The following is a 26320-nucleotide window of genomic DNA, read 5'->3' on the forward strand; positions in this document are numbered from 1 at the left end:
GTAGGGCGGATTCTGAGATATCGTCAAGGCACTCGCGTGCGCCGACCGTCGCGAGCCGCACAGCTGGAGGTGCCCGCCGTGGCCGAACGACTCAGCAAGTCCGTCGCGGACGACCTTCTCGCTCGGATCGCGCGTGCTGAGTACGTCGCGGGTGACACCCTGCCCTCCGAGCAGCAGCTGGGAGCGATGTACGGCGTCGGGCGCAACACGGTCCGGGAGGCCATGCAGACGCTGCGCGTCCTCGGCATCGTCGAGGTGCGTCCGCGCCTCGGCGCTCGCGTCATCGACTCGGCTGCGCCCAACGCCCTGGCGACGGCCGCGATCTCGCACCTGTTGCGCGGTGAGACCGTCGACCAGCTCTACGACGTCCGGCTGATCCTGGAGCCGGCGGCGGCGGCGAAGGCGGCGAAGCACCGCACGGACGACGACCTCCTGGCCATCAGGCGAGCGCTGGGCCACTTCAGGGTCGCGTTCGAGCTCGGCGAGAACATCTGGGAGCAGGACATCGCGTTCCACGACGCCGTCGCCCAGGCCAGCGGCAATCCGGTCCTGGCACGCCTGCTCGCACCGATGTCGGACCTCCTGGGCCACGCGAGGAAGGCCACCGGCACGTTGCGCGAGGCGGCCGAGCGGGCCCTGCACGAGCACGAGCAGATCGCCGTCGCCATCGAGGAGCGATCGGCTCGCCGCGCCCGCAGTGCCATGGAGCAGCACATCCGTTCCGCCATCTGGGCGCTCGAGACGGCCAGGAAGCGCGGTCAGTCCGCACCCGACGAACAGGAGATCCCATGACGAGCAGGATCCGTTTCAGCACCGACGAAGCGCCGGCGCCAGGAGGGTCCTACTCCCAGGCCATCGGCACCGACACCCTCGTCTGGACCGCGGGGATCGGCCCGCACGACCCGGTGACGGGCGAGATCGTCGGCGCCGACGTGGCGGAACAGACCGAGCAGGTGCTGCGCAACCTGGCAGCGGTCCTGGCCGCCGCGGGGAGCGGGCTGGCCGACGTCATGAAGACCACGACCCACCTCGCCCACCTCGAGCGCGACTTCCACGCCTACGACGCCGTGTACAAGCGGGCGTTCAGCGCCCCGTTCCCGGCGCGTACCACCGTGGGCTCTCAGCTGTTCGGGATCCTCGTCGAGATCGACGTCGTCGCGGTCCGGCACCCGTGACACTGCCGCCGCCGCACCTGCCGCGCCTCGTGCTCGACGACGCGGCGCTGCGGCACAACATCGCGACCGTGGCGGCGTTCGCGGAGCGCACCGGGACCCTGCTCGCGCCGCACATCAAGACGCACCTGTCCGGCGAGCTCACCCGACGGCAGCTGGACGCCGGCGCGTGGGGCGTGACGGTCGCCACCGCCGACCAAGCGCGCTGGGCCGTCGATTTCGGAGCGCCGCGGGTCCTGGTCGCCAACGAGGTCCTGGAGCCGTCCGGACTGGGCTACCTCGCCCAGCTCGACGAGCAGGGGGTCTGGGCCGCCTGCCTCGTCGACTCGGTCGACGGGGTCGAGCACCTGGACCAGGTGCTCGACCGGCCCCTTCGCGTGCTCGTGGAGCTCGGAGCGCCGGGGGCGCGCTGCGGCGCGCGAACCGTCACCGAGGCGATCGCCGTCGCCGCAGCCGTCAGGGCGTCCCGGCAGTTGCGGCTGGCAGGCGTCGAAGGATACGAGGGCGTGGTCGCCGGATCGGGGCCGGACCGGCTCGCCCGGGTCGACGACTTCCTCCGGCTGCTGGCCGGCCTCGCGACCGAGCTCGATCGGGCCGGCGCCTTCGCCGAGCGGCCGGTGCTCTCCGCGGGCGGGAGCGCCTACCTCGACCGGGTCGCGGCGATCCTGGGCGAGATCGAACTCTCGCAGGCGCCGCTCGTCGTGCTCCGTCCCGGGGCGTACGTCACGCACGACCACATCGCGTACCAGGAGCTGTCACCGTTCGGCGACCGCGTGCGCGACGTCGCGAGCCTCCGGCCGGCGGCCGAGCTCTGGGCGCGGGTGCTGTCGAGGCCCGAACCCGGGCTGGCCCTGCTCGGCGCCGGCAAACGCGAATGCCCGTACGACCTGCACCTGCCGATGGTGCTCCGGGCGGCCGGCCCCGGCGGGGAGCGACGGTCGATCGCCGGGGCCGTGGTCACGGACATGAACGATCACCACTCGTACCTCGCTGTCCCCGAGGACGCGGAGCTGCGGCCGGGTGATGCCGTCGCCCTCGGCATGTCGCATCCGTGCACGATCTTCGACAAGTGGGATCAGATCCCGGTCCTCGACGGTGCCGGCGAGACCGTCGAGGTGGTGCACCCGCTCGTCACCCGCGCCCATCGCGCCGGTCTGCTGGATCAGATCGCGTCGACCAGCCGGTAGGTCTGCCGTGGCCGGCCCGGCGTCACCACGTCGACCGGGGGCGGCACCGGCCAGGCGAGCCCCACCCGCGCGAGGTCCTGGAGGACCCGCCGTGCGGTCCGGGCGCTGACGCCGAGTACCTGCGCCGCGGACTCGGCGTCGACCGTGGCGGCGCCCGAGATGCCGCCGCGCAGCGTCTGGAACGTCTCCAGGTGTTTGGTCTCGACCAGCCTCGGGCTGGCGTCGGCGCCGTCGTCGGCGAGCGACAGGGTCGATCCGTCACCGAACTTGATCACCGTGCTGCCCTGGGACTCGGCCAGCGCCTGCTCCGCGTGGCGCTCGGCGGCCGCGGCGGTCTCGCCGACGCCGAAGCCGACCAGTGGGGTGACTCCGGTCCTCTTCTGCACCGCGCCGACGAAGGCGGCGCGGCTGAACTGGTCGGTGAGGTGCCCGAGGGACGCGACCGTGGCCATGAGGATGATGCTGCGGTCGTCGCGGGGCAGGACGCTGATGCTGGCGCGGTCGGCCTCCGGCCGAAGCGCGTTGACCGCCTCGAGGCGGAGCTGCTGCAGACGCCATGGCTGGCGCGCATCGCCGGGAGCGCCCTTGGGGAGGTCGGGGATCTCGACGACGCCCACGGCGACGCCGGCGGACTCGAGCAGGCTGCCCGCGCCGAGGAACGCCGCCGTGCGCAGCGACGTCCGCAGGGTGGAGCTGGTCGCCCGGATGCGGACGACCGGGACGCCGCGGGCCCGGAGATGGTCGGTCACCTCGCCGACCGTGGTGAGGGCGCCCGTGGTCTGACCGCTGGCGTAGAGGCGCTCGTGGAACTCGGCGAAGTGGGCGGCGCTGTCGACCGCCTCGTAGGCCATGGAACTGACCCGCCGCCGCGAGAGCTGGCACTCCTCGTAGGCCTCGGCCACGGCGTCGGCCGGCAGTGAGTCGATGCTGACGCGCTCGACGTCGATCACGCCCTCGCGCATCGCGCGGATCATGGCGCCGTAGAGCGAGGACCCGGTCAGCTCGACATGGGTGGCCGGGCGCGTGAGCACGCCCTCCGCGAGCGCGATGTCGTGGGGGAGCGGGCCGGCGAACAGGACGGCGTCGACGCGGTCCAGCATGCCGCGGACGCGTGCCGCGATCTGAGACTGCTTCGTGTAGCTGGCCGCGACCACGCTGATCGCCGGAACGTCGCGGCCCACCATCGCCTGTCCGACGTCGACGATGCGCTGCACGGAGTCGGAGGGGCCGACGACACCGACGCGGACGGCGCCCGGTCGCCGCGGCGGGGTCATTCCGGCCCTCCTGGAGTCGAAGAGGCGTGCGCGAAATGCGAATTATGCACGACCAAAACTACCATGGTGCGACTCTAGCGACCAGTGCCGAGAGCACGCAGCGCGTCGGCGGCGGCCGCCACCGTCTCGTGCACGTCCGCCTCCGTATGCGCCGTCGACAGGAACCACAGGCCGCGCGGAACGATGTTGACGCCGCGATCCATCAGCAACCCGTGCAGCCGTGCCGACGCCGCCAGATCGGTGGCGGCGAAATCGCGGTAGTCGCGCACGTCGTCGGACTCGGTCACGTAGGTCTGGATCATCGGCCCGGGGCCGGTCACGACGAGCGGCACGCCCGCCTGCCGGGCGGCCTCGCGCAGGCCGTCGGCCAGGAGGGCGCCCAGGCGGAACACCCGCGGGTAAAGGTCGTCGCGGTCGCGTTCGAGGACCTCGAGCGTGGCCCGGGCCGCGGCGACGGCCACCGGATGGGCGTTGAACGTGCCGGCATGCGCGACCTGGCCCGACGAGATGCGGTCCATGATCTCGGCCCGTCCGGTGAACGCCGAGAGCTGCATGCCGCCGGCGATCGCCTTCCCGAAGACCGCGAGGTCCGGTGTCACGCCGAGGTACTCCTGTGCGCCGCCGAGGGCCAGCCGGAAGCCGGTGATCACCTCGTCGAAGACCAGCAGCGCTCCCGTCCGGCGGCACAGGTCCCGGACTGCCCGGAGGTAGCCCTCGACCGGCATGATCACGCCGGTGTTGCACAGCACGGGCTCCATGATGACGGCGGCGACGTCGTCGCCGTGCCGCTCCATCAGCTCCGTGAGCGCCTCGATGTCGTTCCACGGCGCGAGGAGCACGTCGGCGGCCGAGCTGAGCTGCTGGCCGCCGGTGCCCGGGACCAGCTGGGGCCGGCGGGCCGGGCCGGCCGCGTCGACCGGCGGATGCACGCTGTAGAGCACGGGGTCGAGCCAGCCGTGATAGTGCCCTTCGAACTTGACGACCTTGCCGCGGCCCGTGTGCCCGCGGGCGAGCCGCAGCGCGCCATGGACCGCCTCGGAGCCCACCGAGTTGAACCGCACCTTCTCGGCGCTCGGCACCACTCGCGCCAGCGCTTCGGCGAGCTCGACCTCGTCGCGGTGCTGGGCGGAGTAGCTGATGCCCCGGCCGGCCTGCGCCGCCACGGCTTCGACCACGGGGCCGGCGGCGTGGCCGAGCAGCGCCGGTCCCTGACCGAGGACGTAGTCGATGTAGCGGTTGCCGTCGACGTCGTAGAGGTACGCGCCTCGGGCATGGTCGACGAAGAGCGTGCCGTTGGGCAGTCGCCTGGCGTCGCTGGACACGCCGCCGGCGAGCACGCGCTCGGCCCGCTTCCTCAGCAACTCGCTGGCACCCTGGGCCCGGTTCACGACTGCATCACCACGCGCGACCTCCGATGTCGTCTCGTCACCTTGCGGCACGGCCCACACCACCGCAGCCGTGCGGAGGGGGTCAACAGATCGCACAAGCCGACGTACGCGGCCGCAACAACTGGTCCTACCGGCGCGGCACGGGCGCGGCAAGACTTGTCCGGCAGACGCACCAACCATCGATTCGGAGGCAGAGCCTTGCGACTTGCGCGGATCCGGAGGGCACCCGAGGGGCCCGTCGAGCTGGCGGCGGCGCTCGACGACCAGACCCTGGTGTCGCTGCGGGAGGTCGACGCCGAGGGCGACCCACTGGCGGCACTGGACCGGCTCGGCCTGGACGGGCTGCGAGCCGCGGCCGCGCGCCTCGCCGTGGGCGGCGAGCGGCTGGCCGTGAGCGAGGTGATCTTCGAGACGCCGGTGGCCGCCTGCTCCAAGGTGTGCTGTCTGGCGCTGAACTACCGCGCGCACGCCGACGAGAGCAGCCTGGACGTGCCGCCCGTGCCGGTGCTCTTCTTCAAGCCGCCGAGCGCGCTGGTCGGGCACGGTGCGACGGTGCGGCCGCCGGAACGCACCGCTCACGTCGAGCACGAGGTCGAGCTGGCGGTCGTGATCGGCCGCCGGTGCCGCGACGTTGCGGAGCGCGACTGGGCCGAGGTGGTGGCCGGCTACACCATCGTCAACGACATGACGGCTCGCGACCTGCAGCTCGAGAGCATGCGGCGGCAGGAGCCGTGGGACCACTCGAAGGCGTTCGACACGTTCGCGCCGCTGGGGCCGTTCCTGGTGACGCCCGACGAGGTGCCCGACCCGCACGCGCTGACCATGACCCTGACCGTCGACGGGGAGGTGCGCCAGCACGCCCACACCGGCGACATGGTGCACCGGATCCCGAGACTGATCGCCGACCTCACCGACGGGATGACGCTGCTGCCGGGCGACGTGATCGCGACGGGCACCACGGCGGGGATCGCTCCCGTCCAGGACGGCGACGTCATGCACGCCAGCATCGACGGCCTGGGGACGCTGGTGAGCCCGGTGCAGTGGAAGTAATTAAGGCCTTCCGTAATACGGGTTTTATCGCGTACTATTAGCTGGGTGTCCCGCTGTGTCGTCGCGCTGTGCGTAGACCTCGACGACTACCTCGTGCAGGCGCAGCGCCGGGGGCCGGACTGGGCCGAGCAGGCCCGCGCGGAGGCCGAGCGCGTCGTCGCCGCTGCTTGCGCCGATCACGGAGCGAGCCGCGTCGGCACGGTACCGCCCGACTCCTGGATGGTCACGCTCACCGGAGCGGCGCCCGACGGCCTGCACGACGAGGCCCGGGAGCTCGCGAGTCGCATCCGGCGCCGGATCGCCGCGTCGACGTCGGCGACGGCGTCGGTTGCCCTCAGCGCGGTCGCCGACGGTCACGGAGCGGAGGCGCGGGCGGCTCGGCAGGCACGGGAGACGCTGGCGGGCAAGGTGCTCGGGGGCGGCGGCCAGATCCTCACGGCGTGGACGGGCGGCGAGCCCGTCGAGCCGCCCGACATCACCGGCCCCGTCCTGGCGATGTTGCGCCGCGGCGAGACCGCGCACGCGGTCGCGCACGTGGAGCTGTGGGTCGAGACGCTGCTGCGCCACGGCGCCTCCGCGCGTGACGTCTTCGTCCGCTGGCTGCCCGGCCTGGTCATGGACGTCGCGGCCGCCGTCGACCCACGTCGCGCCGCCGACGGCTCCGCACGCTGGCGCAGCACGCTCGGCCTGCTCCCGCTGGCCGACCTGGTCGCGCTCAGCGAGTTGCACGAGCGCAGTCAGGTCCACGAATGGCTGCTGGACCGGTTCGAGGCCCTGACGGGTCTCGTCGGCCCCGCCGGTCGCCCGGGTCTGGCGGGGCGCGCCCACGAGCTGCTGGGCCGGCGGTTCACCGACGATCGGCTCACCCTCTCCCGGGCCGCAGCCGAACTCGGTGTCAGCCCGTTCCACCTGGCCCACACGCTGCGACAGGACTCCGCCACGACGTTCCGGCGCCTCGTCACCGGGCTGCGCGTCCGGAAGGCGCTCGGGCTGCTCGGCGGCGGCGACCTGCCGGTCGCGGAGGTCGGCCGTCGCTGCGGGTTCGCGACGACGCGGCAGTTCCGGGCGACGATGCTGCGCGAGGTCGGCCTGAGCCCGAGCGAACTACGCTCCCGCGGGCGCGCCGGGCACCTCGGCCAGGGCGGGGACGAGCCGGGCGGCTGTGCCGCCGAGGACCATGGCCAGATCGGCGTCGCCCAGCCCTGCGAAGATCACGCGGCCCAGTGACGTGCGCATGTCGATGAACGGGAAGTCCGACCCGTAGATCACCCGGTCGGCGCCCACCTCGCCGACCATCCGGGCGAGCAGCGCACCGTGGCCGCGTGACCCGCAGATCTCCAGGAAGACATTGGGGTGATCCCGGGCCAGCGCGATGACCCGGTCGATGCCTTCCCGGCGCACGCCGGCGTGGCCCGCGACGATCCGGACCCCCGGGCGCCGCTCGGCGACGCGGGCGACATGGGCGAGGTCGTCGTACTCGCTGCCGAGCCAGGTGTGCGTCAGCACGGGCTGACCGGTCGCCTCGGCGTAGTCCCAGACCGGCGCGTAGCGGGGTCCGTCGAGGGCGTAGTGGTGCAGGTCGGGGTGCACCTTGATCCCGGCGATTCGGCTGTCGCCGTGCCAGCGCTCCAGCTCGGCGACGGGGTCGCGCCACGGGTTGACGACGGCGTAGCCGAGCAGCCGGCCCGGGTGCCGCCGGACCATGGCCGCGGTCGCGTCGTTCCCGCTGGCCGCGTCGAGCTGGATGGCGCGGTTGCTCGAGATCAGCGCGGTCGCCACGCCGCACCGGTCCATGACGGCGATCATGCCCTCCGGCGAGCTGCGGGGGATGAAGAACAGCGAGTACGGCCCCGCGTGAGCGTGCGCGTCGACGATGCGGACCGCGGTCTGTGGACGCCGCTCCCACAACGCTCGGGTGAGTTCCTCTCCTCGGCCGTTCATCGCGGCGCCTCGGGGAGCAGCGCCTCGAGGTTGCCGGCGGCCACCTGCGCGACGTCGTAGTCGTCGAGCTCGGACCACAGCAGCCTCGTCACCGCCTCCGCCGGGTCGCGCAGGGGCGCGCCCGTGCCGAACACGACCCGGTGCGACCCGAACGTCGCGCACACCCATTCGAATCCCTCGTGTGTGGAGAGGTCCGACAGGTCGAGCCGGACGTTGACGTGCCGGTCGAGCAGGCCCGCCGCCTGACGCATCCCTCGATAGCCGGTGCCGCACACGACGACCACGAGGTCGGGGTGCGCGAACAGCAGCCGGTCGACGGCCTCCCACGACGTGGACTCGACGTCGACGATGAGCGGCAGCCCCGCCTCGCCGAGGGCGTCGGCGTGCGCGGCGAAGTCGGGGCCGTCGAGGGCGAACCCGTGGTCGCCCGGATAGACCCGGACCGCCCCCACGCCCGCTTGGAGCGCCTGCTCGGCGAACTCCTTGGCCGGTGGCACCTCCGCGCACGTGCTGGGGACGCCGACCCAGCACGGCCGCAGCCGCGGGTGTCCGGCGAGCTCGCGCACCGCCAGGTCGTTGCCGGTCGCCGGGTCGTGCCGCCACGAGACGGTGTGGCTGACCAGGCTCCGTTCGATGCCGAACCGGTCCATGCGGCGCTCCAGGGCGTCGACGTCCAGGTCGCCCGGCAACCCCCACGGCGTCGGGCCGATCAGGCAGTTGGCGTCATACAGCCGCATCCGCGGGCCCGCCGCCGTCATGCGCGCCACCGCGCCGACCCGAGCAGCCGGCCCGACGACGTACGCCGCTCCCAGAGGCCGTCGGTGAGCCGGTCGGCGACGAGGCCGTTCTCGACGAGCCAGCCGCCCCCGGCGCGCCGTAGCGACCAGGCCGGTTCGCCGGCCTCCCGGCCCGGGGCGAGCAGCACGTCGAAACGGCCGGTCGCCGAGCGCAGTCGCAGCGCGGTCAGCTCCTGGTACGACGCCGCGCCCGCGCCGGGCACCTGCCCCGGTCCCGTCTCGGTGACCACCTGGCCGGGCGGGTCGGCAGGTACGACGGACAGGAACGGCGCGCCCTCGCTGCGGAAGCCTCCGGCGTGCGCCAGCCACGGCCGCGGCGCCAGGATCGACCACGTGGCCGGCGCCTCGCCGTCGACCCGATCCGAGAACAGCCAGTAGCCGGGCTCGGCCGACACGAAGAGGACGCGCCGGGTGACGCGCAGCGGATACCCGTCGTGCTGCGCCACCACCACCTGGACCGGGCCGTCGAGGTCGGCCACCACCACGGCGGCGTCGCGGTCCTCGGACATCTCGTGGCCGTCGAGGGTCACCGTGTTATGCGACCACGGCGACCGGTACCAGTCCTGGTAACGGGGGTCGTCGTAGGTCGCCGGCCCGCCCGCCTCCAGCGCGAGCGGAGCCCTCCAGGCCGACAGTACGACGTCGGTCGCGGCCAGGTGGCTGTGCGACTCCAGTTCGTGCGCGACGTACGGTCCGGCGTTGAGCGCGAGGAACGGCGACGACGGCCCGTCGCCGCGCAGCACCACGTACCCGCTGTCCGCCAGGTGGACGCTCCGCCTCGCGGGCTCGTCCACGCCGCTCCCGGGCAGGATGCCGGCGGCTCGCTCGAGCGCCTCCCCGGGCCAGACGGTCCCGCTGTCCTGCCAGGGCGGCACCCAGCCCGCCGGTGTGGCCATCTCGGCCAGCCAGCGGTGCGCGGCGCGGAACGTGGGGTGCACGGCGAGGTCGAATCCGTGGTCGCGGCGGGCGACCACGGCCGCCCGCTGGAGTGCCTCCAGGCACAACGCGTGGTACCCGGGGGAGCGCTCGAGGTGCCCGCCGTCGGCGTAGAAGTCGCGATCGAGGTGCTCGACCAGCCTGGCCCGCCCGACGTCGACCCAGTGCGGCGCCTCCGGCGCCTCGTGGAGCAGCCCGGCGACGTGCAGCAGTTCCCCGGCGCAGACCAGCTGCCAGTTGCCCGGGCGGAAGGCTTCGTGCTCCTCGGCCGCCCAGCGGGCTCCGCCGAGCAGCGTCGCCAACGCCGCCGCCATGGTGTCGTCGGGCATCGCGTCGGTCTCGGCGAACGCGGAGACGGCCGGCGCCACGACGGTGGCGCGTGCCCACACGCCCAGCGAATACCAGACGACGTCGAGGCCGGGCCACTCGCCGACGACGTCATCGCGGCTGGCGTACCAGTCGTCGAAGTGGCGAGCGAACCCGGCGGCGTACCGGTCGTCGCCGGTCGCCAGGTATGCCGTCACCAGCGGCCGCAGCCAGCCGAGGTAGTGCAGGCCGTAGAGGCCGGAGCGTCCCGCCTGCGGGGAGAGGAAGTCGGTGTGCCGCTCCAGCAGCTCGTCGGCGGCGGCGATCTCCTCGGCGAGGGCGTCGTCGTCGAGCTCGTCGGCCCGCCGCCGCGGATCCCACACCGGCGGGTGCGCGGCGACCCGCCGGGCGAGCCGGTGCCTTACCTCCGGGAGGTCGGCGTCCGCGGCCCCGATCCCGGCCAGCAGGTCCGTCCGGGAGATGTGCCGCATGCGGGCGGCGTCGACGTGGTCGGCCCGCTCGACCGGTGTGGCGCGCATCGTCACACCACCGCCGATGGGACCCGCACCGGCCCGCCGGTCCGCAGCGACTCGTGCGCGGCGGCCAGCACGGCGGTGACGTGGCGAGAGCTCTCGAGGGTGACGAGCGGCGGCGCCCCGGTCTGGACGCAGTCGAGGAAATGGCCGATCGCGTCGTGGTAGGCGCCGGAGGGGCGCCCGTGCAGCGAGCGGAGCAGGACGTTGCGCGGATGGCGGTACGCCGAGTGGTCGGCGACGGTGATGTTCTCGGCCAGCCGGTCGAGCTGGATGACCCCGCCCTCGTACACCACCTCGACGAAGCTGTCGGTCATGGTGGGGAAGGTGTCCGGGTAGACCCAGCACGACTCGAACGTCGCCACGGCGCCGCCGTCGAAGCGGCACTGGATCTGCACGGCGTCGGGGGTGTCGATGCCCCGGCCGCGCAGGACGCCGCTGCGCGCCGAGGCGACCACCTCGGCGACGTCGTCGTCGAACAGCCAGGTGACGAGGTCGATGTCGTGGCTGGAGAGGAACCACGCGCACGTGGTGTCCCCGGCCCAACTCAGCATCTCGGTGGGCACGTGCAGGGTGTCGTTCTTGCGTGCGTACGCCAGCACCGGGGCGCCGAGGCCGGCCGCGACCTCCTTGGCCTGTGCGTAGGCCGGCACCCACCGGTGGTTGAACAGGCACATGCCCAGCGTGCCGGCCCGCCGGACGGCGTCCAGCGCACGGTCGGCGTCATCGACCCGCGTGGTGAACGGCTTCTCGACCAGGACGTGCACACCGGCCTCGGCCGCGGCGACGACGGCGTCCGCGTGCTGGTCGTCCGGCGTGGCGACGATGAGGGCGTCGACCAGCCCCGCGGCGAGCAGGTCGTCCAGTCGCGTGAAGACCTCCGGCCGGTCGTGTCCGTCGTCGACCAGGGCGTCGGCCAGGCTGTCGGCGCTCGGCCGGGTGCGGTTGGCGAGGGCGGTGACGGTGGCGCCGGGGTGGGCGCCGGCCGCGATCGCGGCGGCCCGTCCCATCAGCCCCGTCCCGATGACGCCGAGCCGTGGGTGGTCGGTTGGCAGCATGCTCATCAGCCCTTCATCGATCCCTGCATGCCCTCGATGAAATGCCGCTGCATTACGAGGAAGAAGATGACGACGGGCGCCAGCGCGATCACCGCTCCGGCGGCCACGGTCCTGGCGTCCGCCCCCAGGGTGCTGTCCAGGTAGGCCAGGCCCAGCGCGATCGGGTACTTGTCCGAGTCCTTGAGGACGACCATCGGCCAGACGAAGTTGTTCCACACCGAGACGAAACCGAAGATCCCGAGCACCGCGAGGGTCGGCCGCACCTGCGGCAGCATGACGTTCCAGAAGATCCTGAACTCGTTCGCGCCGTCCACCCGTGCGCTGTCGGGCAGCTCCGCCGGGATGGCGGCGAACGCCTGGCGCAGCAGGAAGACGCCGCTCGCGGAGAGCCCGCTCGGCAGGATCACGCCCAGGAACGTGTCCGTGAGGCCGAGCTCGGAGACCACCAGGAAGCGCGGGATCAGCATGACCTCCGGCGACAGGAAGAGGATCGAGAGGATCAGGTAGAAGCACAGCTGCCGGCCGCGGAAGACGTAGCGGGCCAGCGGATAGGCCGTCAGTGCGGAGATCGTGATGTACAGCGGGATCGTCGCGGCGACGTAGATCAGCGAGTTGAGCAGGTAGCGGCCGAACGGGATGGCGTGCCACGCCTCGACCAGGTGGTCGATCGCCGGCGGCCAGGGCACGAGCGCGGGCGGGAAGCTGAACACCGCCTGGCCGGCCGGTTTGAAGGCGGTGGTGATCAGGATGAGGAACGGGCCGACGAACAGCAGCGCCACGATCGCCATCGCGGCGTAGCGCACGGGCATCGCCCAGGAGCGGGGATTCATTCCGCCTCACCTCGCGAGAGACGGTGGCTGACGGCGGCGAAGGTGAGCAGGAGCGCCCACAGGATCAGGCCGACCGCACTCGCGTAGCCGAAGTTGAACCGCTGGAACGCCTCGGTCCAGATGTAGAAGCCGAGCGTGCTGCTCGCGCCCTGCGGGCCGCCTCCGGTCAGGACGTAGATCGAGGCGAACGCCTGCATGGAGAAGACGCCGCCCAGGACGAGACACACGGCGAGGTACGGGCGGATCAGCGGCATCGTGATGCTGGTCAGCTGCCGCCACCAGCCGGCACCGTCGAGGGACGCCGCCGAGTACAGGTCCTGGGGGATCGCCTGCAGCCCGGCCAGGTAGATCACCATGAAGTACCCGAGCCCGTGCCAGGCCTCCACGGCGACCACCGCCGGGAGCGACCACGTGGGGTCGAGCAGGAACTGGATCGGCTCGTCGATCACGCCCAGCTCCAGCAGGGCCCAGTTCAACCCTCCGCGCGGATGGAACACGTAGCTCCAGGCGATGGCGATCGCCACCATCGGCGTCACGACCGGCAGGTAGTAGAGGAGCCGGAACGACGACACCGCGCGGATCTTCGAGTTGACGAGCACCGCGAGCAGCAGTGGCAGGAAGACCACCAGCGGCAGGTACATCACCAGGAAGAGGACGGAGTTGGTCAGCGCCTGCCAGAAGTCGGAGCTGGAGAAGGCGGTCGAGAAGTTGTCCAGCCCGACGTACACCGGTGGCGTGACGACGTCGTAGCGGTAGAAGGCCAGCTGGATCGCCGTCCAGGCCGGCCAGAGGAAGAAGACGCCCAGGAACGCGAGACCCGGGATCAGGAAGGCGTAGGGGATCCAGCGCGCCTGACCCACCGCGTTGCCCCGCCCCGCCCCCTTGCGGGGGGTGTCACCTCCGCCCGGAGGGCCCGTCGACGTCGCCTTGGGTGCGGCCGAGGCGATGGTCGTCATGAGGGCCTCCGTAGGGGGTTGACATTTGTCTTCGTGGCGCTAATCTTGCGCAAATCGCAGTTACGGACATCCGGATCGGGAGATTACGGTGGCCATAAACTGCTGTCAAGGATCTCGGCTCGTCGGTGGCCACTGGGGTCGCCCCTTCCATGGAGGTGTCGGATGCGCAGTCCCAAGACCCCTGCGGTGCTCGCCACGGCGCTGCTGTCGATCGGCGCCCTGAGCGGGTGCATCGCGGGGTCGGCCGACAACACGTCGGATGACCAGCAGACGTCGGGCACGGTGGAGTTCTGGACGATCAACCTGAAGGGAAACTACGGGGACTACATCCAAGGCCTCATCGACGACTACGAGTCCGCCAACGACGGCGTGGAGATCGAGTGGGTCGACGTCCCGGGCGGCGAGATCAACCAGAAGCTCCTCGCGGCGCTGGCCTCCGGCGACGTTCCCGACGTCGTGCAGCTGGTCGACTCCGACCTCGGCTCGTTCGGCAACGCGCTGTCCGACCTCACGCCCTTCTACTCCGACGACGACCTGAGCGCCTACATCCCCGCCCTGGTCGATGCCGTGCGGCTGCAGGACGAACTCGTGGCGGTCCCATGGATCCACGGGGGAGCGCCCGCGGGCTGGTACAACACCCAGCTGCTCGACCAGGCCGGCATCGCGCCCGCGGACCTGCCGACGACGTGGGACGAGGCCTTCGAGTTCGGCCGGCAGGTCAAGGCGGCCACCGGCGCATGCGGGTTCGCCGAGCTGCCCAGGGTCGCGGTGCTCCAGAGCGAGGGGATCACCGTGCTGAACGACGACCGGACACAGGCGACGCTCAACACGCCGGAGGCCGCCGCGGTGCTCGACAAATGGCGGGAGGCCTACCGTGCGGGCGCGGTCTGTCCCGGCGCGGTCTCCGAGGACATCCGCAACCTGCCCGAGACGCTCGACAACGGCCTCGCCGCGGGCGTCGTCGGCGGGGTGTACGGGCTCCCCGCCAACCTGATCAACACCGAGAACAACGCCCCGGACGTCTACCAGAACCTCGTGGTGACCCCGGGAGTGCAGGGGGCTGCGGGCAACTACGTGATCCCCGGCATCAACACGTTCGTCGTGCCGGAGCGAAGCGACATCAAGGAGGTGGCCGCGGACTTCATCCTGCACGTCACCGGTCCCGACGCGCAGCTCGAGTTCTGCGAGCTGGCGCCGCTCTTCCCGTCGACGTCGCAGACCCTGGAGGGCGGCGCGTTCACCGACCTCGACGAGAGCGATCCGCAGGACGCGGCGCGGATGCGTGTTCTCGACGAGCTGCCGCTGGTGATCACCCAGCAGATCTCCACCCAGCTCGAGGACGCCTACCTGAAGGAGATCCGCGCGTTCCTGACCGGTGACGGCGCGGCGACGGACGCGCTGGCGAAGGTCGAGGACGCCTGGAACACGCTGCTGGCCGAGCAGGCCGGCTGAGCCCGTGGTGTCGTTCGAGGACCTCGACGCGATCCGCCGGCTGCGCGACCGGTACCGCCAGGACCTGTTCGACGGGTTCCTCCCGTTCCTCGACGAGTTCGTCGTGGACCACCGGGAGGGGGGATTCATGTGCCACGTCGACCCGTCCGGCCTGCGCGTCGACGAGACGAAGCGGACCTGGTTCGACGGGCGCGGCGTCTGGGTCTACTCGTTCCTCTACAACAACCTGGCGAAGGACCAGGAGTACCTGGACGTCGCTCGGCGCACGGTCGGCTTCCTCCGGCGCACCCAGCCGGCCGGCGACGAGCCGTGGCCGTCGGAGGTGAGTCGCGACGGTGTCCCGCTGGCGGGCAGCGGCGGCGCCGTCTACGGCGACCTGTTCGTCGCCGAGGGACTGGCGGAGTTCTCCAAGGCCACCGACGACGCCCGGCTCTGGAACGAGGCCAAGGAGCTGGTGCTGCGGAGCCTGCGGCGATACGACGAGCCGGACTTCCAGCCCACGATCGGGCAGACGTATCTCGGGCCGGACGCGCGCCCCTACCCGGGCGCGCGGGTCCTGGGCATCTGGATGGTGCTGCTGCGCGCCTCGACGCAGCTGCTCGAGATGCGCGAGGACGCCGAGATGGAGGGCGTGGCCGCGCGGTGCGTCGAGGCGATCGTCGCGCACCACCACAACCCGCGGTTCGATCTGCTCAACGAGCTCGTCGACCACGACCTCGGCCGGCCGGACGACGAGTACGAACAGCTCGTCTACACCGGCCACGCCGTCGAGGCGCTGTGGATGGTGCTGGCCGAGGCCACGAGGCTGCGCGACGACGCACTCTTCGACACCGCCGCCACCCGGTTGCGGCGGCACGTCGAGGTCGCCTGGGACGACGTCTACGGCGGCGTGTTCCGCAACCTCCAGCACGTCGACCGCAACCTCTGGTCCACCGACAAGCAGCTCTGGGTGCAGGAGGAGGTGCTCATCGGGGCATTGCTCGTCATCGAGCGGACGGGCGCCCGCTGGGCGAAGGACCTGTTCGAGCGCACCTACGCGTACGTGCGGAACACGTTTCCGCTCCACGGGCACGGATCACCGACGTGGAGGCACGCCACCGATCGTCAGGGCAGTCACGAGTCGTTCGCGGCGATGCCGGCACGGATCGAGAACTACCACCACCCGCGGCACCTGATGCTGGCCATCACGTGCCTGAACAGAATGCTGGAGGCCCGATGAGACCCATCCGTCCCCGCAGAACGCTCGGCACGCTCGCCGTCTGGGCGGCGGTCACGGCGCTGCTCGGCACGAACGCGCTGAGCGCGCAGGCGATCGGCAACGACCCGATCTCCACGCCGCCGACACCCCAGTTCGTCATCAACGCCACGACCAACAGCAACCCCGTCGACCTGCCCGGCGGCGCCGGCGTCCTCACGATGAGCCTGACCCAAGGGGAGGGGGTCTGGCTCTACACCCGCGACCTGGAGGCCAGCACCAACCGGACGGAGCCGCGCCCCGACCCCGGCGTGGCCTTCATCGTGCAGTGCTACGGGCCCGGCATCGCCAGCGTGGGCACCGGGTGGTACGCCGCGCGGAACCTCGACCCGCCGAACAACATCTACACGTTCCGGCCGCAGATCCGCGCCATGTTCCGGGCACCGTCCACCGGCACGTACACCTGCAAGCTCCGGGTGGCCGCCTACCAGCCCAACAGCGGCACCATCCCGGTGACCTTCCATGCAGGCGCGACCCTGAACGCCACGCCGGTCAAGCCGACCAGCAGCGTCGGCGTGACGGCGGGATACGGCTGGACGGTCCCGGACACTGGCACCGGCCCGCAGCCCTACATCAACGCGGCGACCCCGTTCCGGCGGCACAACTACGGCAACTACACCTTCCAGAGCGCGGCCAGCCCGAAGGTCACCATCGCCATGGACCAGAACGTGACCTCGTGCGCCCCGGGCGACACGTTCGCCGGATGCGTCAATCCGGAATCCGACGGCACCACCGTGAAGGTCGACGTCGTCGTGCAGCCCCAGTACCTCGACGGAACGGCCTGCGGGGTGTCCAGTCCGATCACGGTCTTCTCCCACACCCTGCCGGTCTCGACCGCCTACCACCACTATCCGTTGAGCACCCAGGCGGTCCTCGACAAGGACGACGACCTGTTCGGCTGTCCCCGGGTGAACATCGCGATGGACCTCACCTGGGTCTCCGGTCAGCCCATGGTCATCCACACCCAGCGCCCGAACGATCAGCGGCCCGGCTGGGGCGGGATCTACGAGCACTCCTGACGGACGGCGTCGGCGCGGCGGGCGCGCAACGCTACGGCGCCCGCTCCGCGTCGGCCGTCGGCTCGAACTGCCGCATCTTCTCCGGGTTGACGACGAAGAAGACCCGCTCGACGCCGCGTTCGGTGACGTCCAGCGCGAGGACGGCCTGCGGTGTGCCGGCGTCGTCGGTGACCAGCAGGCCGCCCCCGCCGTTGACCTCGACGACGCTGAGCGTGAAGTCGTGCCAGTACTTGCGCAGGATGTTGTCGATGAACAGCACCACCCGCGCCACCCCGGCCAGCTCGACCCGCGACGCGCGCACCTTGCCGCCGCCGTCGGCCCGGGCGACGACGTCGTCGGTGAACAGCTTCTCGAGCGCCTCGAGATCGCCGTCGCGGGCCGCGGCGACGAACGTCTCGAGCAGCTGCCGGCGGACCGCGGGCGCGGCCGGCGCCGACCGGCCGGACTCCAGGGCGAGCCGGGCGCGGCGGGCCAGCTGCCTGGCATGCGGCTCGGAGATCTCCAGGATCTCGCCGATGCGCCGGTAGGGGTAGTCGAAGGCCTCGTGCAGGACGTACACGGCCCGCTCGGCCGGCCCGAGCTTCTCGAGGAGCAGCAGGACCGCGAGGTCGAGCGCCTCGGCCCGTTCCGCGCCGAGCGCGGGATCGTCGCTGGTGTCGACCGGCTCGGGCAGCCACGGGCCGGGATAGGTCTCGCGGCGCACGCGGGCCGACGTCGCCGCCGTCAGGGCCAGCCGGGTCGCGGTGGTCGTGAGGAAGGCGGCCGGGTTCTCGACCTCGCCGCGGTCGGTGCGCTGCCAGCGGATCCAGGCGTCCTGCACGATGTCCTCGGCCTCGGCGACGCTGCCCAGCATGCGGTAGGCGATGCCGAACAGCTGCGGCCGAACGTCGAGGAACTCGGCGACGCCGTCCGTGGTCACAGGATCACGATATCGGGGCGGCCCCGCCCCGGGCACGCCCGTGGCGGGGCCGGGTGCACCTACGCCTGGGAGGCCCGCCAGCCGGCCAGGGTGGTCGCGCCCTGCCGGGCCTCGGCTGCGGGGACCAGCGTGTCCTCGCCGAGGGCGGCGCCGAAGTAGCGCGCCCCGGGGTCGGTGCGGACCTCGCGCGGGTCCTGCCGCGCGGCGAGCGTCGTGCGGACCAGTTCGTCGAGCCGGAACCGCTCCGGCCCGGCGACCTCGACGATCCCGTTCAGAGGGCTGCCGACGGCCACTTCGGCGACGGCGGCGGACACGTCCTGGGCGGCCATCGGCTGGATGAACACCGGCGCCAGACTGACGACGCCCTCGTGGGTGGCGTCGTCGGTGATGCCCTTGAGGAACTCGAAGAACTGCGTCGCGTGGACGGTCGAGTAGGGCACCGGGGACGCGGCGATCAGCTTCTCCTGGGCGATCTTGGCCCGGAAGTAGCCGCTCTCGGCCAGCCGGTCGGTCCCGACGACCGAGAGCGCGACGTGGTGCCCGACGCCGGCCTCGTCCTCCGCGGCGAGCAGGTTGCCGGTGGACGTCTCGAAGAACTCGAGCGCGGCCGCGGCCTCGAACGACGGCGAGTTCGAGACGTCGACGACGACGTCCGCGCCGTCGAGCGCCTCCGCCAGCCCTTCACCGGTCAGCGTGTTGACGCCGGTGTTGGGGGCGGCGGCGACGGCCTCGTGGCCCTGGTCGTCGAGGAGCGCGACGACCTTCGAGCCGATCAGACCGGTACCGCCGATGACGACGATCTTCATGGTGCAGCCCTTCCGGAGGGACGGTGGCGGCCGGGCCGGCCGCCGTACACCAGGACGACCGATCAGCCCGCCGATCCGTGACACTCCTACTGTGGCAGCCGATCGCCCTGCCGTTCGACCAGCGCCTCGGGCGCCGTCAGCCGCCAGGCCTCGAACGTCAGCTCCACCAGCTCGTCGCGCTCGATGCCGTCGAGGTGGACGACCACCCAGCCGAACGCGCCCGCGGTGAACTGGATCTCGAAGACGTCCGGGCGCTCGGCCACCAGCGCCAGCTGCTCGGCGATGGTCTGCTTCAGCCCGACGGTCGATGTGGCCGGCCACAGATACCCGAACGTCCGGCCGTCGACCCGGAACGTCGTCCAGCGGTCGGAGTCGGTCCCGCCGGCTCCGGGCAGCCCGGCGACGATGGCGAGGAAGTCGGGGATCGGCACGGCCATGCCCCCATCGAAGCAGGTTCGTCCACCGTCCGCGCGGCCGGACTGGTCCGGTCATCGTCGACGGCGCGGGCGCTCATGGGGTATTCAGGCTCGCAGGGGCGGTGCGGCGGCCCGGCGCAACGGTGTGTCGGCGTGGTGCCGGGCAAGGGGGCACGACATGAGAGATTTCGTCGCGGAGTTCGACCAGGCACTCGGCGCGTTGGGGGTCACCGACCGGCGGGCGGCGCTGCGGGCGCTGATGCCGTCGGTGGTGCGCTGGTACCAGGACTCGCTGGACCTCGGCGTGCCCGCCCGGCCGGCCGACGTCGATCTGCTGCTCTGGGTGGAAGAGCTGTCGGCCGGGCTGATCGGGCCGCTGTGCGCCGCCGCCCAGGAGGTTCGCTTCGCCGCGACGCCCGTGCGGCAGCCACGGCGGGTGCCGGGCCAGCGGCATCCGCGGGCGGCCACCGGCTGGTCCGGACCCTGAAGCCGGCAGTCGTAACGCCGCGGAAAATCGGGCGGTTCCTCCCGGTAACGGATCATTGATTCTTTATGGGCGTCCCTGGTCCTGTGAGCCGGAGGTGCCCTCAGATGTCGTTCCACCGGAACGTCGCGGCGTTGCGTGGTCGCGTCCCGCTGGCGGTCGCGGCCGCCGTCGCCCTGTTGATCGTGTTCCTGCCCGGCGCGGACGGCGCGCCGGCGCAGCCGCCGCAGGCCGTGCCGAAGTCGGTCGTCCGCGCCGCCGACGAGGCTCTGCCCACCGTGACCGTCGTCGCCACGGGCGGCACCATGGCCGGCCTGTCGGACACTCCGACCAGCTTCCAGCGCTACCGCGCCGGCACGCTGCTGATGGAGGACATGCTCGCCGAGGTGCCCAACCTCGACGAGGTGGCCAACGTGAACAGCCTGCAGTTCGGCAACAAGGGCTCCGGCGGCTACACGATCGCCGAGCTGTACGACCTGTCGCTCGCGGTCGACAACGCGCTGCGGACGTCCGACGGCGTCGTGGTCACGACCGGCACCGACACGATGGAGGAGATCGGCTTCTTCCTCGACCTGACGGTGCGCAGCCCGAAGCCGGTCGTCATCACCGGCGCGATGCGCCCGTGGACGGTCATCGGGTCCGACGCGCAGGCCAACCTGTTCAACGCGATCGTGACGGCGGCCAGCGGTAAGACCGGGTGGTTCGGCACCGTCCTCATGCTCAACGACGAGATCCACGCCGTGCGCGACGTGACGAAGACGTCGTCGTACCGGATGGACACCTTCCAGACCCCGGAGTTCGGGCTCCTCGGCTACGTCGACGACCTCAAGGTGCGGATCATGCGGATGCCGCCCCGGGCGCTGCGGGTGTTCGAGACGCGGGGGAGCGTGGTGACGACGGCGAACGCGCTGCGTAACTGGCGCACGCCGTTCGACCTGACGACGATCGAGAAGGCGGACCTGCCGCGGGTCGAGATCTTCTACAACGCCCAGGAGGCCGGCGGCGAGGCGATCGACGCCTGGGCGGCGGCCGGCGTCGAGGGCATCGTCACCGCCGGGACGGGCGCCGGCGGCATCTCCGGCGCGGCCGGCCAGGCCCGCACCCGGGCGGTCCAGGTCGGCGTGATGTTCGCGTCGACCACCCGGACCGGATCGGGCAGCGTGTACGGCGGCAGCGGCGCGGTCTTCCCCGCCGACTCGCTCAACGCGCCCCACGCCCGGCTGCTGTTGATGATGGCGCTGGCCTTCAACGACGGCGTCGACGACGTGCGCGCCGACTTCGTCGAGTGGGCCGGCCTGCAGGCCGACATCACCTCGGCGCTGCCGTCGCTGCGGACGTCCTGACCTACGCACCTTCGACGGACTCCCTCCCTGATCATCAACCTTTCGTGCCGCCATGACGACACCAAAGGTTGATGATCATGGGAAGGCGGCAGCCCCGGCGGCCGTGGCCGGGTCAGCGGACGGCGCGGGCGGCGGCCTCCAGGAGCGCCTGCCCGACCGCCTCGGCCTCGTCGGGTTTCAGCGTCACCGTGGCCGGTGGAGACCATCGGGCGGTGGCGGTGAGTTCGACGTGGACGGGCTCGCCGTCGGCCTGGACGACGTTGATACCGATGAGCCAGGTCTGGTGCCAGGCGACCAGGGACGCGACGTACTGCCGGTGCGGGGCGTGGTCGCCGGCCTCGTTGCACCACTTGAGGACGCACTGGTCGTGGGATGTGGTGGCGGTCATCGGCCCAACTCGCTCTCGTGCGCGAAGAACCGGCGGACATGGTCGAGCTCGGCCTTGACGGCGGTGAGCTGGTCGACCGCCTGCTGGTAGCTGGACATGTGCCGCTCGGCGGTGTCGACGGCGGCGGTGGCGCGGTCGAGGAGGTCGTTGCCGGTCTCGGCGACGAGGATGCGCCCGGCCCGCCAGTCGACCTTGCCGCGGAAGCCCAGCACGAACCCGCCGAGCCGGTCGGTGAGGGTCTCGAGCCGCTCGATGATCTGCGCGTCGGACAGCCCCGGCAGGTAGCGTTCGCGCACGTCGGCCAGTAGCGCCGGGGTCCAGCCGGCCCGCTGCGCGGTGTCGGCGATCTCGGTCAGCTGCCGGGCCACGACGCGGGCCTCGGCCGGGGTGAGGGAGACGTCGACGCGCTGGCCGGCGTCGGTGGGTTCGAGATGGATGTCGATGGCGGGTCCCTCGGTGTCGTGCCAGGCGACGATCTCGCCGACATCGTCGCTGAGGAAGGCGGACCGGACGATGACGTCGCGACGGTCCGCGGCTGGTGTGGTGGCCACGGTCTCCTCCAATGGAGTCGCTCAGGAGCGGACTGGGGGCCGGGGGAGCCGTCGTGTGGTCATGCGGATGGGGACGGCGCCGCCCAGCAGCCGTACCCCTGGACAGGGGACGGCATGAAGATGCGCGTTGGTCGCCGTGCCGTCCCACCGTGAGCGGCCGGTACGAGACCGTCCGGCCGGATGCCGCGTCTCGTGGTCGATAGCTGTGCCAGCCCTCCGGGGAGGGGTGGGGCTATGGGGACATGGTAGGGGGTGGTGGGAGGGGGATGTCAAACGGGCGTTCGAGTCATGTGGACAACGGGCCCGGCCGGTCGAGCTGGTCGGCGAGCGCCGTCAGCGCCGCGGCCAGGTCGCGCGCCTGGCCGGCGGCGAACCGCGGCGGGCGCCGGTCGCCGGACCGGGCCAGCGCCACCACGACGACCGGCTCGCCGGCGCCCTCCAGCCAGGCGGTGCCGCCGCCGGGAAGCTCGTGGAGACCGCCGAGGCACGCGCCGCTGGGGTCGTGCTCGACGCACCAGGAGTGGCCGTCGGCGGGGTGTGGGGTGCTGATGGGACGAGCCTCCTCGTGCGTGCCGTTGCCCCCTTGGGATGAGCGTCACATCGGGGTCGTCGCGACGTCAACCGGAGAACGGGTCCGCTTCGACGGCACCCCCTTGCTGATCGATAGGGTCGGTCCGTGGTCCGTCTCGCCGCTGTCGTCGCCGCCCTCGAGCGGCTCTACCCGCCGGAACTGGCCGAGTCGTGGGACGCCGTCGGGCTGGTGTGCGGCGATCCCGACGCTCGGGTGCGGCGCGTCCTGTTCGCCGTCGATCCCGTCGCCGCCGTCGTCGACGAGGCACTGGCCTGGGAGGCCGACCTCGTCGTCACCCACCATCCGCTGTTCCTGCGCCCGGTGCACGGGGTGCCGGCCACGACGCCGAAGGGGCGGCTGGTGCACCGGCTGATCGCCGGCGGCGTCGCGCTGCACACGGCGCACACCAACGCCGACCGTGCCGCTCCGGGCGTCAACGACGCGCTCGCCTCGGCGCTCGGCCTGGAGGGCACCCGCCCGCTGGTGCCCGCCGGCGCCGACGACCCCGCGCTCGGCCTGGGCCGCATCGGCCGGCTCCCTGCGCCGGAGCCGCTGGCCGCGTTCGTCCGCCGGGTGGCCGCGGCGCTCCCGGTGACGGCGTCCGGGGTGCGCGCCATGGGCGACCCGGACGCCGTCGTCGCGACGGTGGCGGTGTGCGGCGGCGCGGGCGACTCCCTGCTCGGCACGGTGCGGGCCGCGGGCGTCGACGCGTACGTGACGGCCGACCTGCGCCACCACCCGTCGTCGGAGGCGGGCGAGGCCGGCGGGCCGGCGCTCGTCGACGTCGCGCACTGGGCCAGCGAGTGGCCGTGGCTGCCCGACGCCGCGGCCCTGCTGGCGGCCGAGTTGTCGGGCGCAGGCGATACGGTGGAGACTCGCGTCTCGACCACGCCGACCGATCCGTGGACACTGCATCGAATCGCCCGGGAATCCGGGGCCGACGAAGGAGCTCACGCTGAACGCTGACCCCGCCGTCCAGTTGCGGCTGCTCGACGTCCAGGCGGTCGACCAGCGGCTCGATCAGCTGGCCCACCGCCGCCGGACGCTGCCCGAGGCCGCCGAGCTCGAGACGCTCGCCGGCGAGCACAGCCGGCTGCGCGACGCCGAGGTCGTCGCCGGCACGGCGGTCACCGACCTCGAGCGCGAGCAGAAGCGCGCCGACGCCGAGGTCGAGCAGGTCCGGGGCCGCAAAGACCGCGACCAGAAGCGGCTCGACGCCGGGCAGGTGTCGTCGGCGAAGGAGCTCGAGAGCCTGCAGAGCGAGATCGCCTCGCTCAACCGCCGCCAGGGCGTGCTCGAGGACGCCGAGATCGAGATCATGGAGCGGCTCGAGGAGGCGCAGAACGAGGCCGCCGCGCTGGCCGCCGAGCGCGAGAGCGTCGGCAAGAAGGCGCAGGAGGTCCAGGCCGCCCGCGACGCCGCGTGGGCGCAGATCGACCAGGACGCCACCGGTTCGCGGGCCGAGCGCCAGGCGCTGGCCGCCGACATCCCGGCCGACCTGCTGGCGCTGTACGAGAAGATCCGCGCCGACCGCGGCGGCATCGGGGCGGCCGCGCTGCGGCAGCGCCGCTGCGAGGGCTGCATGCTGCAGCTCGACGCCGCCGAGCTGGGCCGCATCCGCGGGCTTGCGCCCGACGTCGTGTTCCGCCACGACGAGTGCCGGCGCATCCTGGTCCGTACCCCCGAGTCGGGGCTGTGACCACGCGAAAGCTGATCGTCGAGGCCGACGGCGGGTCGCGGGGCAACCCCGGCCCGGCCGCGTTCGGCGCGGTCGTCCGCGACGCCGCCTCCGGCGAGGTGCTGGCCGAGGCGGCCGAGACCATCGGCGTCACGACGAACAACGTCGCCGAGTACCGCGGCCTGCTGGCCGGCCTGCGCGCCGCCCGCGGCATCGACCCCGACGCCGTCGTCGAGGCCCGGCTCGACTCCAAGCTCGTCGTCGAGCAGCTGTCGGGCCGCTGGCAGATCAAGAACGCCGAGCTGCGGTCGCTGGCCGGCGAAGCCGGCCAGATCTTCCCGCGCGAGCGCGTCAGCTACACCTGGGTGCCGCGGGCGGAGAACGCGTATGCCGACCGCCTGGTCAACCAGGCCCTCGACGGCCGCCCGGTGCCGGCGCCCGCCGACGCCACCTCACCGGTCACCAAGCTGACCGCGTGGAGTCCGGAGCTCGGCCCGCCCACCACGCTGCAGGTGGTGCGGCACGGCCAGACGGCCATGACGGCGGCGCGCCGGTTCTCCGGTGGCGGCGTGCCCGGCCCGAGCCTCGACGAACTCGGCCGCGAGCAGGCCGCCCGTGCCGCCGAGCTGCTGAGCACCAGCGGTGCCGTCGCCGTCGTCTGCTCGCCCATGGTGCGCACCCGTGAGACCGCCGACATCATCGGCCGGCGGCTCGGCCTCACGACCACGGTCGACGAGGCGTGGCGCGAGTGCGACTTCGGCGACTGGGACGGCCTGACACTGGCCGAGATCGGCGAGCGCTACCCCGACGCGCTGGCCGGTTGGTTCGGCACCACGGCGCTGCGCCCACCCGGCGGCGAGTCGCTCGACGACGTCGTCCCGCGCGTCAGCGCCGCCCGCGACGCCCTGCTGGCCACCTACCCCGGCCAGCCGGTCGTCGTCGTGACCCACTCCATCCCGATGCGCACGCTGACCCGGCTGGCGCTCGGCGCCCCGGCGGAGTCGCTGTTCCGGCTGCTGCCATCGCCGGGCTCGGTCACCGAACTGCAGTACTACGCCGACGGCAGCACCGCGCTGCCGTCGTTCGGCCATCGCCCCTAGGCGAGTGAGTCCGAAGGGGTTCTTCCGTGGTTCCGCGGTTCTGATCGCGTCGGTGGCGTCGGCCGGTCCGGTGAGCGGTGTGGGACCGCCGCCCCTCAGCCCCCGGCCCACCCGGTTCGAGCATGATCACCTGCCCCCGGGCACGGCAGTTCATGGCGCTGTCAATCGTCATCAACGACGAAGGGCCGGGTCACATCGTCACGCCGTGGCGCCGACGCGACAGCTACCCGTGCGGCGGACCCGTCCGTCCCGTCCTCGACTCCCGACCTGCCGTCCCCACCACCATTCGGACTCACTCATCTAGGCGAGTGAGTCCGATTGATCGTCAGTGGTCGTAGGCGATCAGGGATCGTTTGGCGGAGGCGCCGGTGCGCGCCAGTTGCGCCAGATCGCGGTGGCGAGGGCGAGTACTCGTGCGGCGATGCGGGCGTGGACACCGGGCAGGGTGCGGGCGCCGCGGTGTTCGAGGGTGAGCTGGTCTTTCAGCGTGTCGAAGACGGCTTCGACCCACTGGCGGACCCGGGCCAGCCTGCCCAGTCTGGTCGGCTCATCCTTGCGGTCGGGGCGGATCAGGAGCGCGCCCAGGCCGGTGCTGACGAAGTGTTCGAAGTCGCGCCCGGCTCACCCTTTGTCGGCGAGGATTCCCCTGCCCGGCCCGCACGAGATGATGGTCGTGGTCGAGCAACGCGGTCACGACCTCGCGTTCACCGATCTTGGGGTTGGCCAGTCCCCAGATGATGGGCATGCCTCGGCGGTGCAGATCAGATACAAGCGGAATCCCCAGAAGAACCGCGAGTGGCTGGCGCCGTAGCCGCAGAGCCGGGCGTGCCCGGCCAGGTCCGAGCGGAGTCGTTTGCTGGTAGCCCAGGCGGCCGCCACGGTGCCGCCGGATGATCAGCCACCGGCCATG

26 protein-coding genes and 2 pseudogenes are annotated in these 26320 nt (G+C 72.3%); 13 read left to right on the plus strand and 15 right to left on the minus strand.

Annotation, left to right across the window (positions count from 1 at the left end; translation table 11 throughout):
• Window positions 1-78 precede the first annotated feature (78 nt).
• Genes DZA62_RS18460 through DZA62_RS18470 form a run of 3 tightly spaced genes read left to right on the plus strand, consistent with a single transcriptional unit; the run spans window position 79 to window position 2359 of the window.
• Window positions 79-792, plus strand: coding sequence for a FadR/GntR family transcriptional regulator (locus DZA62_RS18460; protein WP_198663930.1), 714 nt, complete (start codon window positions 79-81; stop codon window positions 790-792).
• The gene (locus DZA62_RS18465) at window positions 789-1175 is read left to right on the plus strand and encodes a Rid family hydrolase (RefSeq protein WP_116950391.1); all 387 of its coding nucleotides are present in this window, start codon (window positions 789-791) and stop codon (window positions 1173-1175) included. Before DZA62_RS18460 ends, DZA62_RS18465 begins: the two co-directional genes overlap by 4 nt.
• A complete protein-coding gene (locus DZA62_RS18470) occupies window positions 1172-2359 on the plus strand; it encodes an alanine racemase (protein ID WP_116950392.1) in 1188 nt (395 codons plus the stop codon). The genes DZA62_RS18465 and DZA62_RS18470 overlap by 4 nt, the downstream gene beginning before the upstream one ends.
• Here the strand turns inward: DZA62_RS18470 and DZA62_RS18475 are convergent.
• Window positions 2335-3633 (minus strand): transcriptional regulator, encoded by a 1299-nt coding sequence (locus DZA62_RS18475; protein WP_116950393.1) that lies wholly within the window; start codon window positions 3631-3633, stop codon window positions 2335-2337. The two genes, DZA62_RS18470 and DZA62_RS18475, sit on opposite strands and share 25 nt — an antisense overlap.
• Window positions 3634-3707: 74 nt before the next feature.
• Window positions 3708-5021, minus strand: a complete 1314-nt coding sequence (locus DZA62_RS18480) for an aspartate aminotransferase family protein (protein WP_198663931.1) — start codon at window positions 5019-5021, stop codon at window positions 3708-3710.
• Window positions 5022-5219: 198 nt separating this feature from the next.
• Here DZA62_RS18480 and DZA62_RS18485 point away from each other — a divergent pair, with 198 nt between their 5' ends.
• Both DZA62_RS18485 and DZA62_RS36915 read left to right on the plus strand, forming a co-directional pair.
• Entirely contained in the window at window positions 5220-6071 is an 852-nt protein-coding gene (locus DZA62_RS18485; protein WP_198663932.1) for a fumarylacetoacetate hydrolase family protein, read from the plus strand.
• 615 nt (window positions 6072-6686) lie between these two features.
• Window positions 6687-7127: pseudogene (locus DZA62_RS36915) on the plus strand (helix-turn-helix domain-containing protein); the annotation flags it as partial.
• Between the two features lie 48 nt (window positions 7128-7175).
• Here the strand turns inward: DZA62_RS36915 and DZA62_RS36920 are convergent.
• The 6 genes from DZA62_RS36920 to DZA62_RS18520 are packed head-to-tail and all read right to left on the minus strand — an operon-like array spanning window position 7176 to window position 13428.
• Complete coding sequence (locus DZA62_RS36920) at window positions 7176-8012, minus strand: amidohydrolase family protein (RefSeq protein WP_116950396.1); 837 nt, start codon at window positions 8010-8012, stop codon at window positions 7176-7178.
• The gene (locus tag DZA62_RS18500; protein ID WP_116950598.1) at window positions 8009-8770 is read right to left on the minus strand and encodes an amidohydrolase family protein; all 762 of its coding nucleotides are present in this window, start codon (window positions 8768-8770) and stop codon (window positions 8009-8011) included. The genes DZA62_RS36920 and DZA62_RS18500 overlap by 4 nt, the downstream gene beginning before the upstream one ends.
• Window positions 8767-10590, minus strand: a complete 1824-nt coding sequence (locus DZA62_RS18505; protein WP_116950397.1) for a heparinase II/III family protein — start codon at window positions 10588-10590, stop codon at window positions 8767-8769. Before DZA62_RS18505 ends, DZA62_RS18500 begins: the two co-directional genes overlap by 4 nt.
• A gap of 2 nt (window positions 10591-10592) precedes the next feature.
• Window positions 10593-11648 carry a Gfo/Idh/MocA family protein gene (locus DZA62_RS18510; protein WP_198663933.1) on the minus strand — a complete coding sequence of 352 codons (1056 nt, stop codon included), beginning with the start codon at window positions 11646-11648 and terminating at the stop codon, window positions 10593-10595.
• On the minus strand, window positions 11648-12472 hold the full coding sequence (locus DZA62_RS18515) for a carbohydrate ABC transporter permease (protein ID WP_116950398.1): 825 nt from the start codon (window positions 12470-12472) through the stop codon (window positions 11648-11650). The genes DZA62_RS18510 and DZA62_RS18515 overlap by 1 nt, the downstream gene beginning before the upstream one ends.
• Complete coding sequence (locus DZA62_RS18520) at window positions 12469-13428, minus strand: carbohydrate ABC transporter permease (RefSeq protein ID WP_116950399.1); 960 nt, start codon at window positions 13426-13428, stop codon at window positions 12469-12471. Before DZA62_RS18520 ends, DZA62_RS18515 begins: the two co-directional genes overlap by 4 nt.
• A gap of 162 nt (window positions 13429-13590) precedes the next feature.
• On the opposite strand from DZA62_RS18520, the gene DZA62_RS18525 reads away from it, so the two are divergent.
• The 3 genes from DZA62_RS18525 to DZA62_RS18535 are packed head-to-tail and all read left to right on the plus strand — an operon-like array spanning window position 13591 to window position 17154.
• Window positions 13591-14880 (plus strand): ABC transporter substrate-binding protein, encoded by a 1290-nt coding sequence (locus DZA62_RS18525; RefSeq protein ID WP_116950400.1) that lies wholly within the window; start codon window positions 13591-13593, stop codon window positions 14878-14880.
• Between the two features lie 4 nt (window positions 14881-14884).
• Window positions 14885-16099 carry an AGE family epimerase/isomerase gene (locus DZA62_RS18530; protein ID WP_116950401.1) on the plus strand — a complete coding sequence of 405 codons (1215 nt, stop codon included), beginning with the start codon at window positions 14885-14887 and terminating at the stop codon, window positions 16097-16099.
• Window positions 16096-17154 carry a hypothetical protein gene (locus DZA62_RS18535; RefSeq protein WP_116950402.1) on the plus strand — a complete coding sequence of 353 codons (1059 nt, stop codon included), beginning with the start codon at window positions 16096-16098 and terminating at the stop codon, window positions 17152-17154. The genes DZA62_RS18530 and DZA62_RS18535 overlap by 4 nt, the downstream gene beginning before the upstream one ends.
• A gap of 31 nt (window positions 17155-17185) precedes the next feature.
• Here DZA62_RS18535 and sigJ read toward each other — a convergent pair whose 3' ends face one another.
• The 3 genes from sigJ to DZA62_RS18550 form a co-directional block, all read right to left on the minus strand.
• Entirely contained in the window at window positions 17186-18073 is an 888-nt protein-coding gene (gene sigJ / locus DZA62_RS18540; protein ID WP_116950403.1) for an RNA polymerase sigma factor SigJ, read from the minus strand.
• A 59-nt stretch (window positions 18074-18132) separates the two neighbouring features.
• Window positions 18133-18879 carry an SDR family oxidoreductase gene (locus DZA62_RS18545; protein WP_116950404.1) on the minus strand — a complete coding sequence of 249 codons (747 nt, stop codon included), beginning with the start codon at window positions 18877-18879 and terminating at the stop codon, window positions 18133-18135.
• An 86-nt stretch (window positions 18880-18965) separates the two neighbouring features.
• Window positions 18966-19316, minus strand: a complete 351-nt coding sequence (locus tag DZA62_RS18550) for an MmcQ/YjbR family DNA-binding protein (protein ID WP_116950405.1) — start codon at window positions 19314-19316, stop codon at window positions 18966-18968.
• Window positions 19317-19473: 157 nt separating this feature from the next.
• On the opposite strand from DZA62_RS18550, the gene DZA62_RS18555 reads away from it, so the two are divergent.
• Together DZA62_RS18555 and DZA62_RS18560 are read left to right on the plus strand one after the other, a co-directional pair.
• The gene (locus DZA62_RS18555) at window positions 19474-19782 is read left to right on the plus strand and encodes a hypothetical protein (RefSeq protein ID WP_116950406.1); all 309 of its coding nucleotides are present in this window, start codon (window positions 19474-19476) and stop codon (window positions 19780-19782) included.
• A gap of 104 nt (window positions 19783-19886) precedes the next feature.
• Window positions 19887-21122: an asparaginase gene (locus DZA62_RS18560; RefSeq protein WP_198663934.1), complete on the plus strand. Its 1236-nt coding sequence runs from the start codon at window positions 19887-19889 to the stop codon at window positions 21120-21122.
• A 112-nt stretch (window positions 21123-21234) separates the two neighbouring features.
• On the opposite strand, the gene DZA62_RS18565 is transcribed toward DZA62_RS18560, so the two are convergent.
• The 3 genes from DZA62_RS18565 to DZA62_RS37260 form a co-directional block, all read right to left on the minus strand.
• A complete protein-coding gene (locus DZA62_RS18565) occupies window positions 21235-21510 on the minus strand; it encodes a hypothetical protein (protein ID WP_116950408.1) in 276 nt (91 codons plus the stop codon).
• A complete protein-coding gene (locus DZA62_RS18570) occupies window positions 21507-22061 on the minus strand; it encodes a hypothetical protein (protein WP_157987757.1) in 555 nt (184 codons plus the stop codon). The genes DZA62_RS18565 and DZA62_RS18570 overlap by 4 nt, the downstream gene beginning before the upstream one ends.
• A gap of 286 nt (window positions 22062-22347) precedes the next feature.
• The gene (locus DZA62_RS37260; RefSeq protein ID WP_269813899.1) at window positions 22348-22476 is read right to left on the minus strand and encodes a hypothetical protein; all 129 of its coding nucleotides are present in this window, start codon (window positions 22474-22476) and stop codon (window positions 22348-22350) included.
• A gap of 261 nt (window positions 22477-22737) precedes the next feature.
• On the opposite strand from DZA62_RS37260, the gene DZA62_RS18575 reads away from it, so the two are divergent.
• From DZA62_RS18575 to DZA62_RS18585, 3 genes are read left to right on the plus strand one after another with little or no spacing between them, the layout of a single operon-like run.
• A complete protein-coding gene (locus DZA62_RS18575; protein WP_116950410.1) occupies window positions 22738-23598 on the plus strand; it encodes a Nif3-like dinuclear metal center hexameric protein in 861 nt (286 codons plus the stop codon).
• Between the two features lie 13 nt (window positions 23599-23611).
• Entirely contained in the window at window positions 23612-24331 is a 720-nt protein-coding gene (locus DZA62_RS18580; RefSeq protein ID WP_232827530.1) for a zinc ribbon domain-containing protein, read from the plus strand.
• Window positions 24328-25410, plus strand: a complete 1083-nt coding sequence (locus DZA62_RS18585; protein WP_116950412.1) for a bifunctional RNase H/acid phosphatase — start codon at window positions 24328-24330, stop codon at window positions 25408-25410. The genes DZA62_RS18580 and DZA62_RS18585 overlap by 4 nt, the downstream gene beginning before the upstream one ends.
• Window positions 25411-25735: 325 nt before the next feature.
• Here DZA62_RS18585 and DZA62_RS36925 read toward each other — a convergent pair.
• Window positions 25736-26256: pseudogene (locus tag DZA62_RS36925) on the minus strand (transposase); the annotation flags it as partial.
• Between the last annotated feature and the right edge of the window lie 64 nt (window positions 26257-26320).

This window comes from Jiangella endophytica (assembly GCF_003427025.1).
Taxonomy (GTDB): Bacteria; Actinomycetota; Actinomycetes; order Jiangellales; family Jiangellaceae; genus Jiangella; species Jiangella endophytica.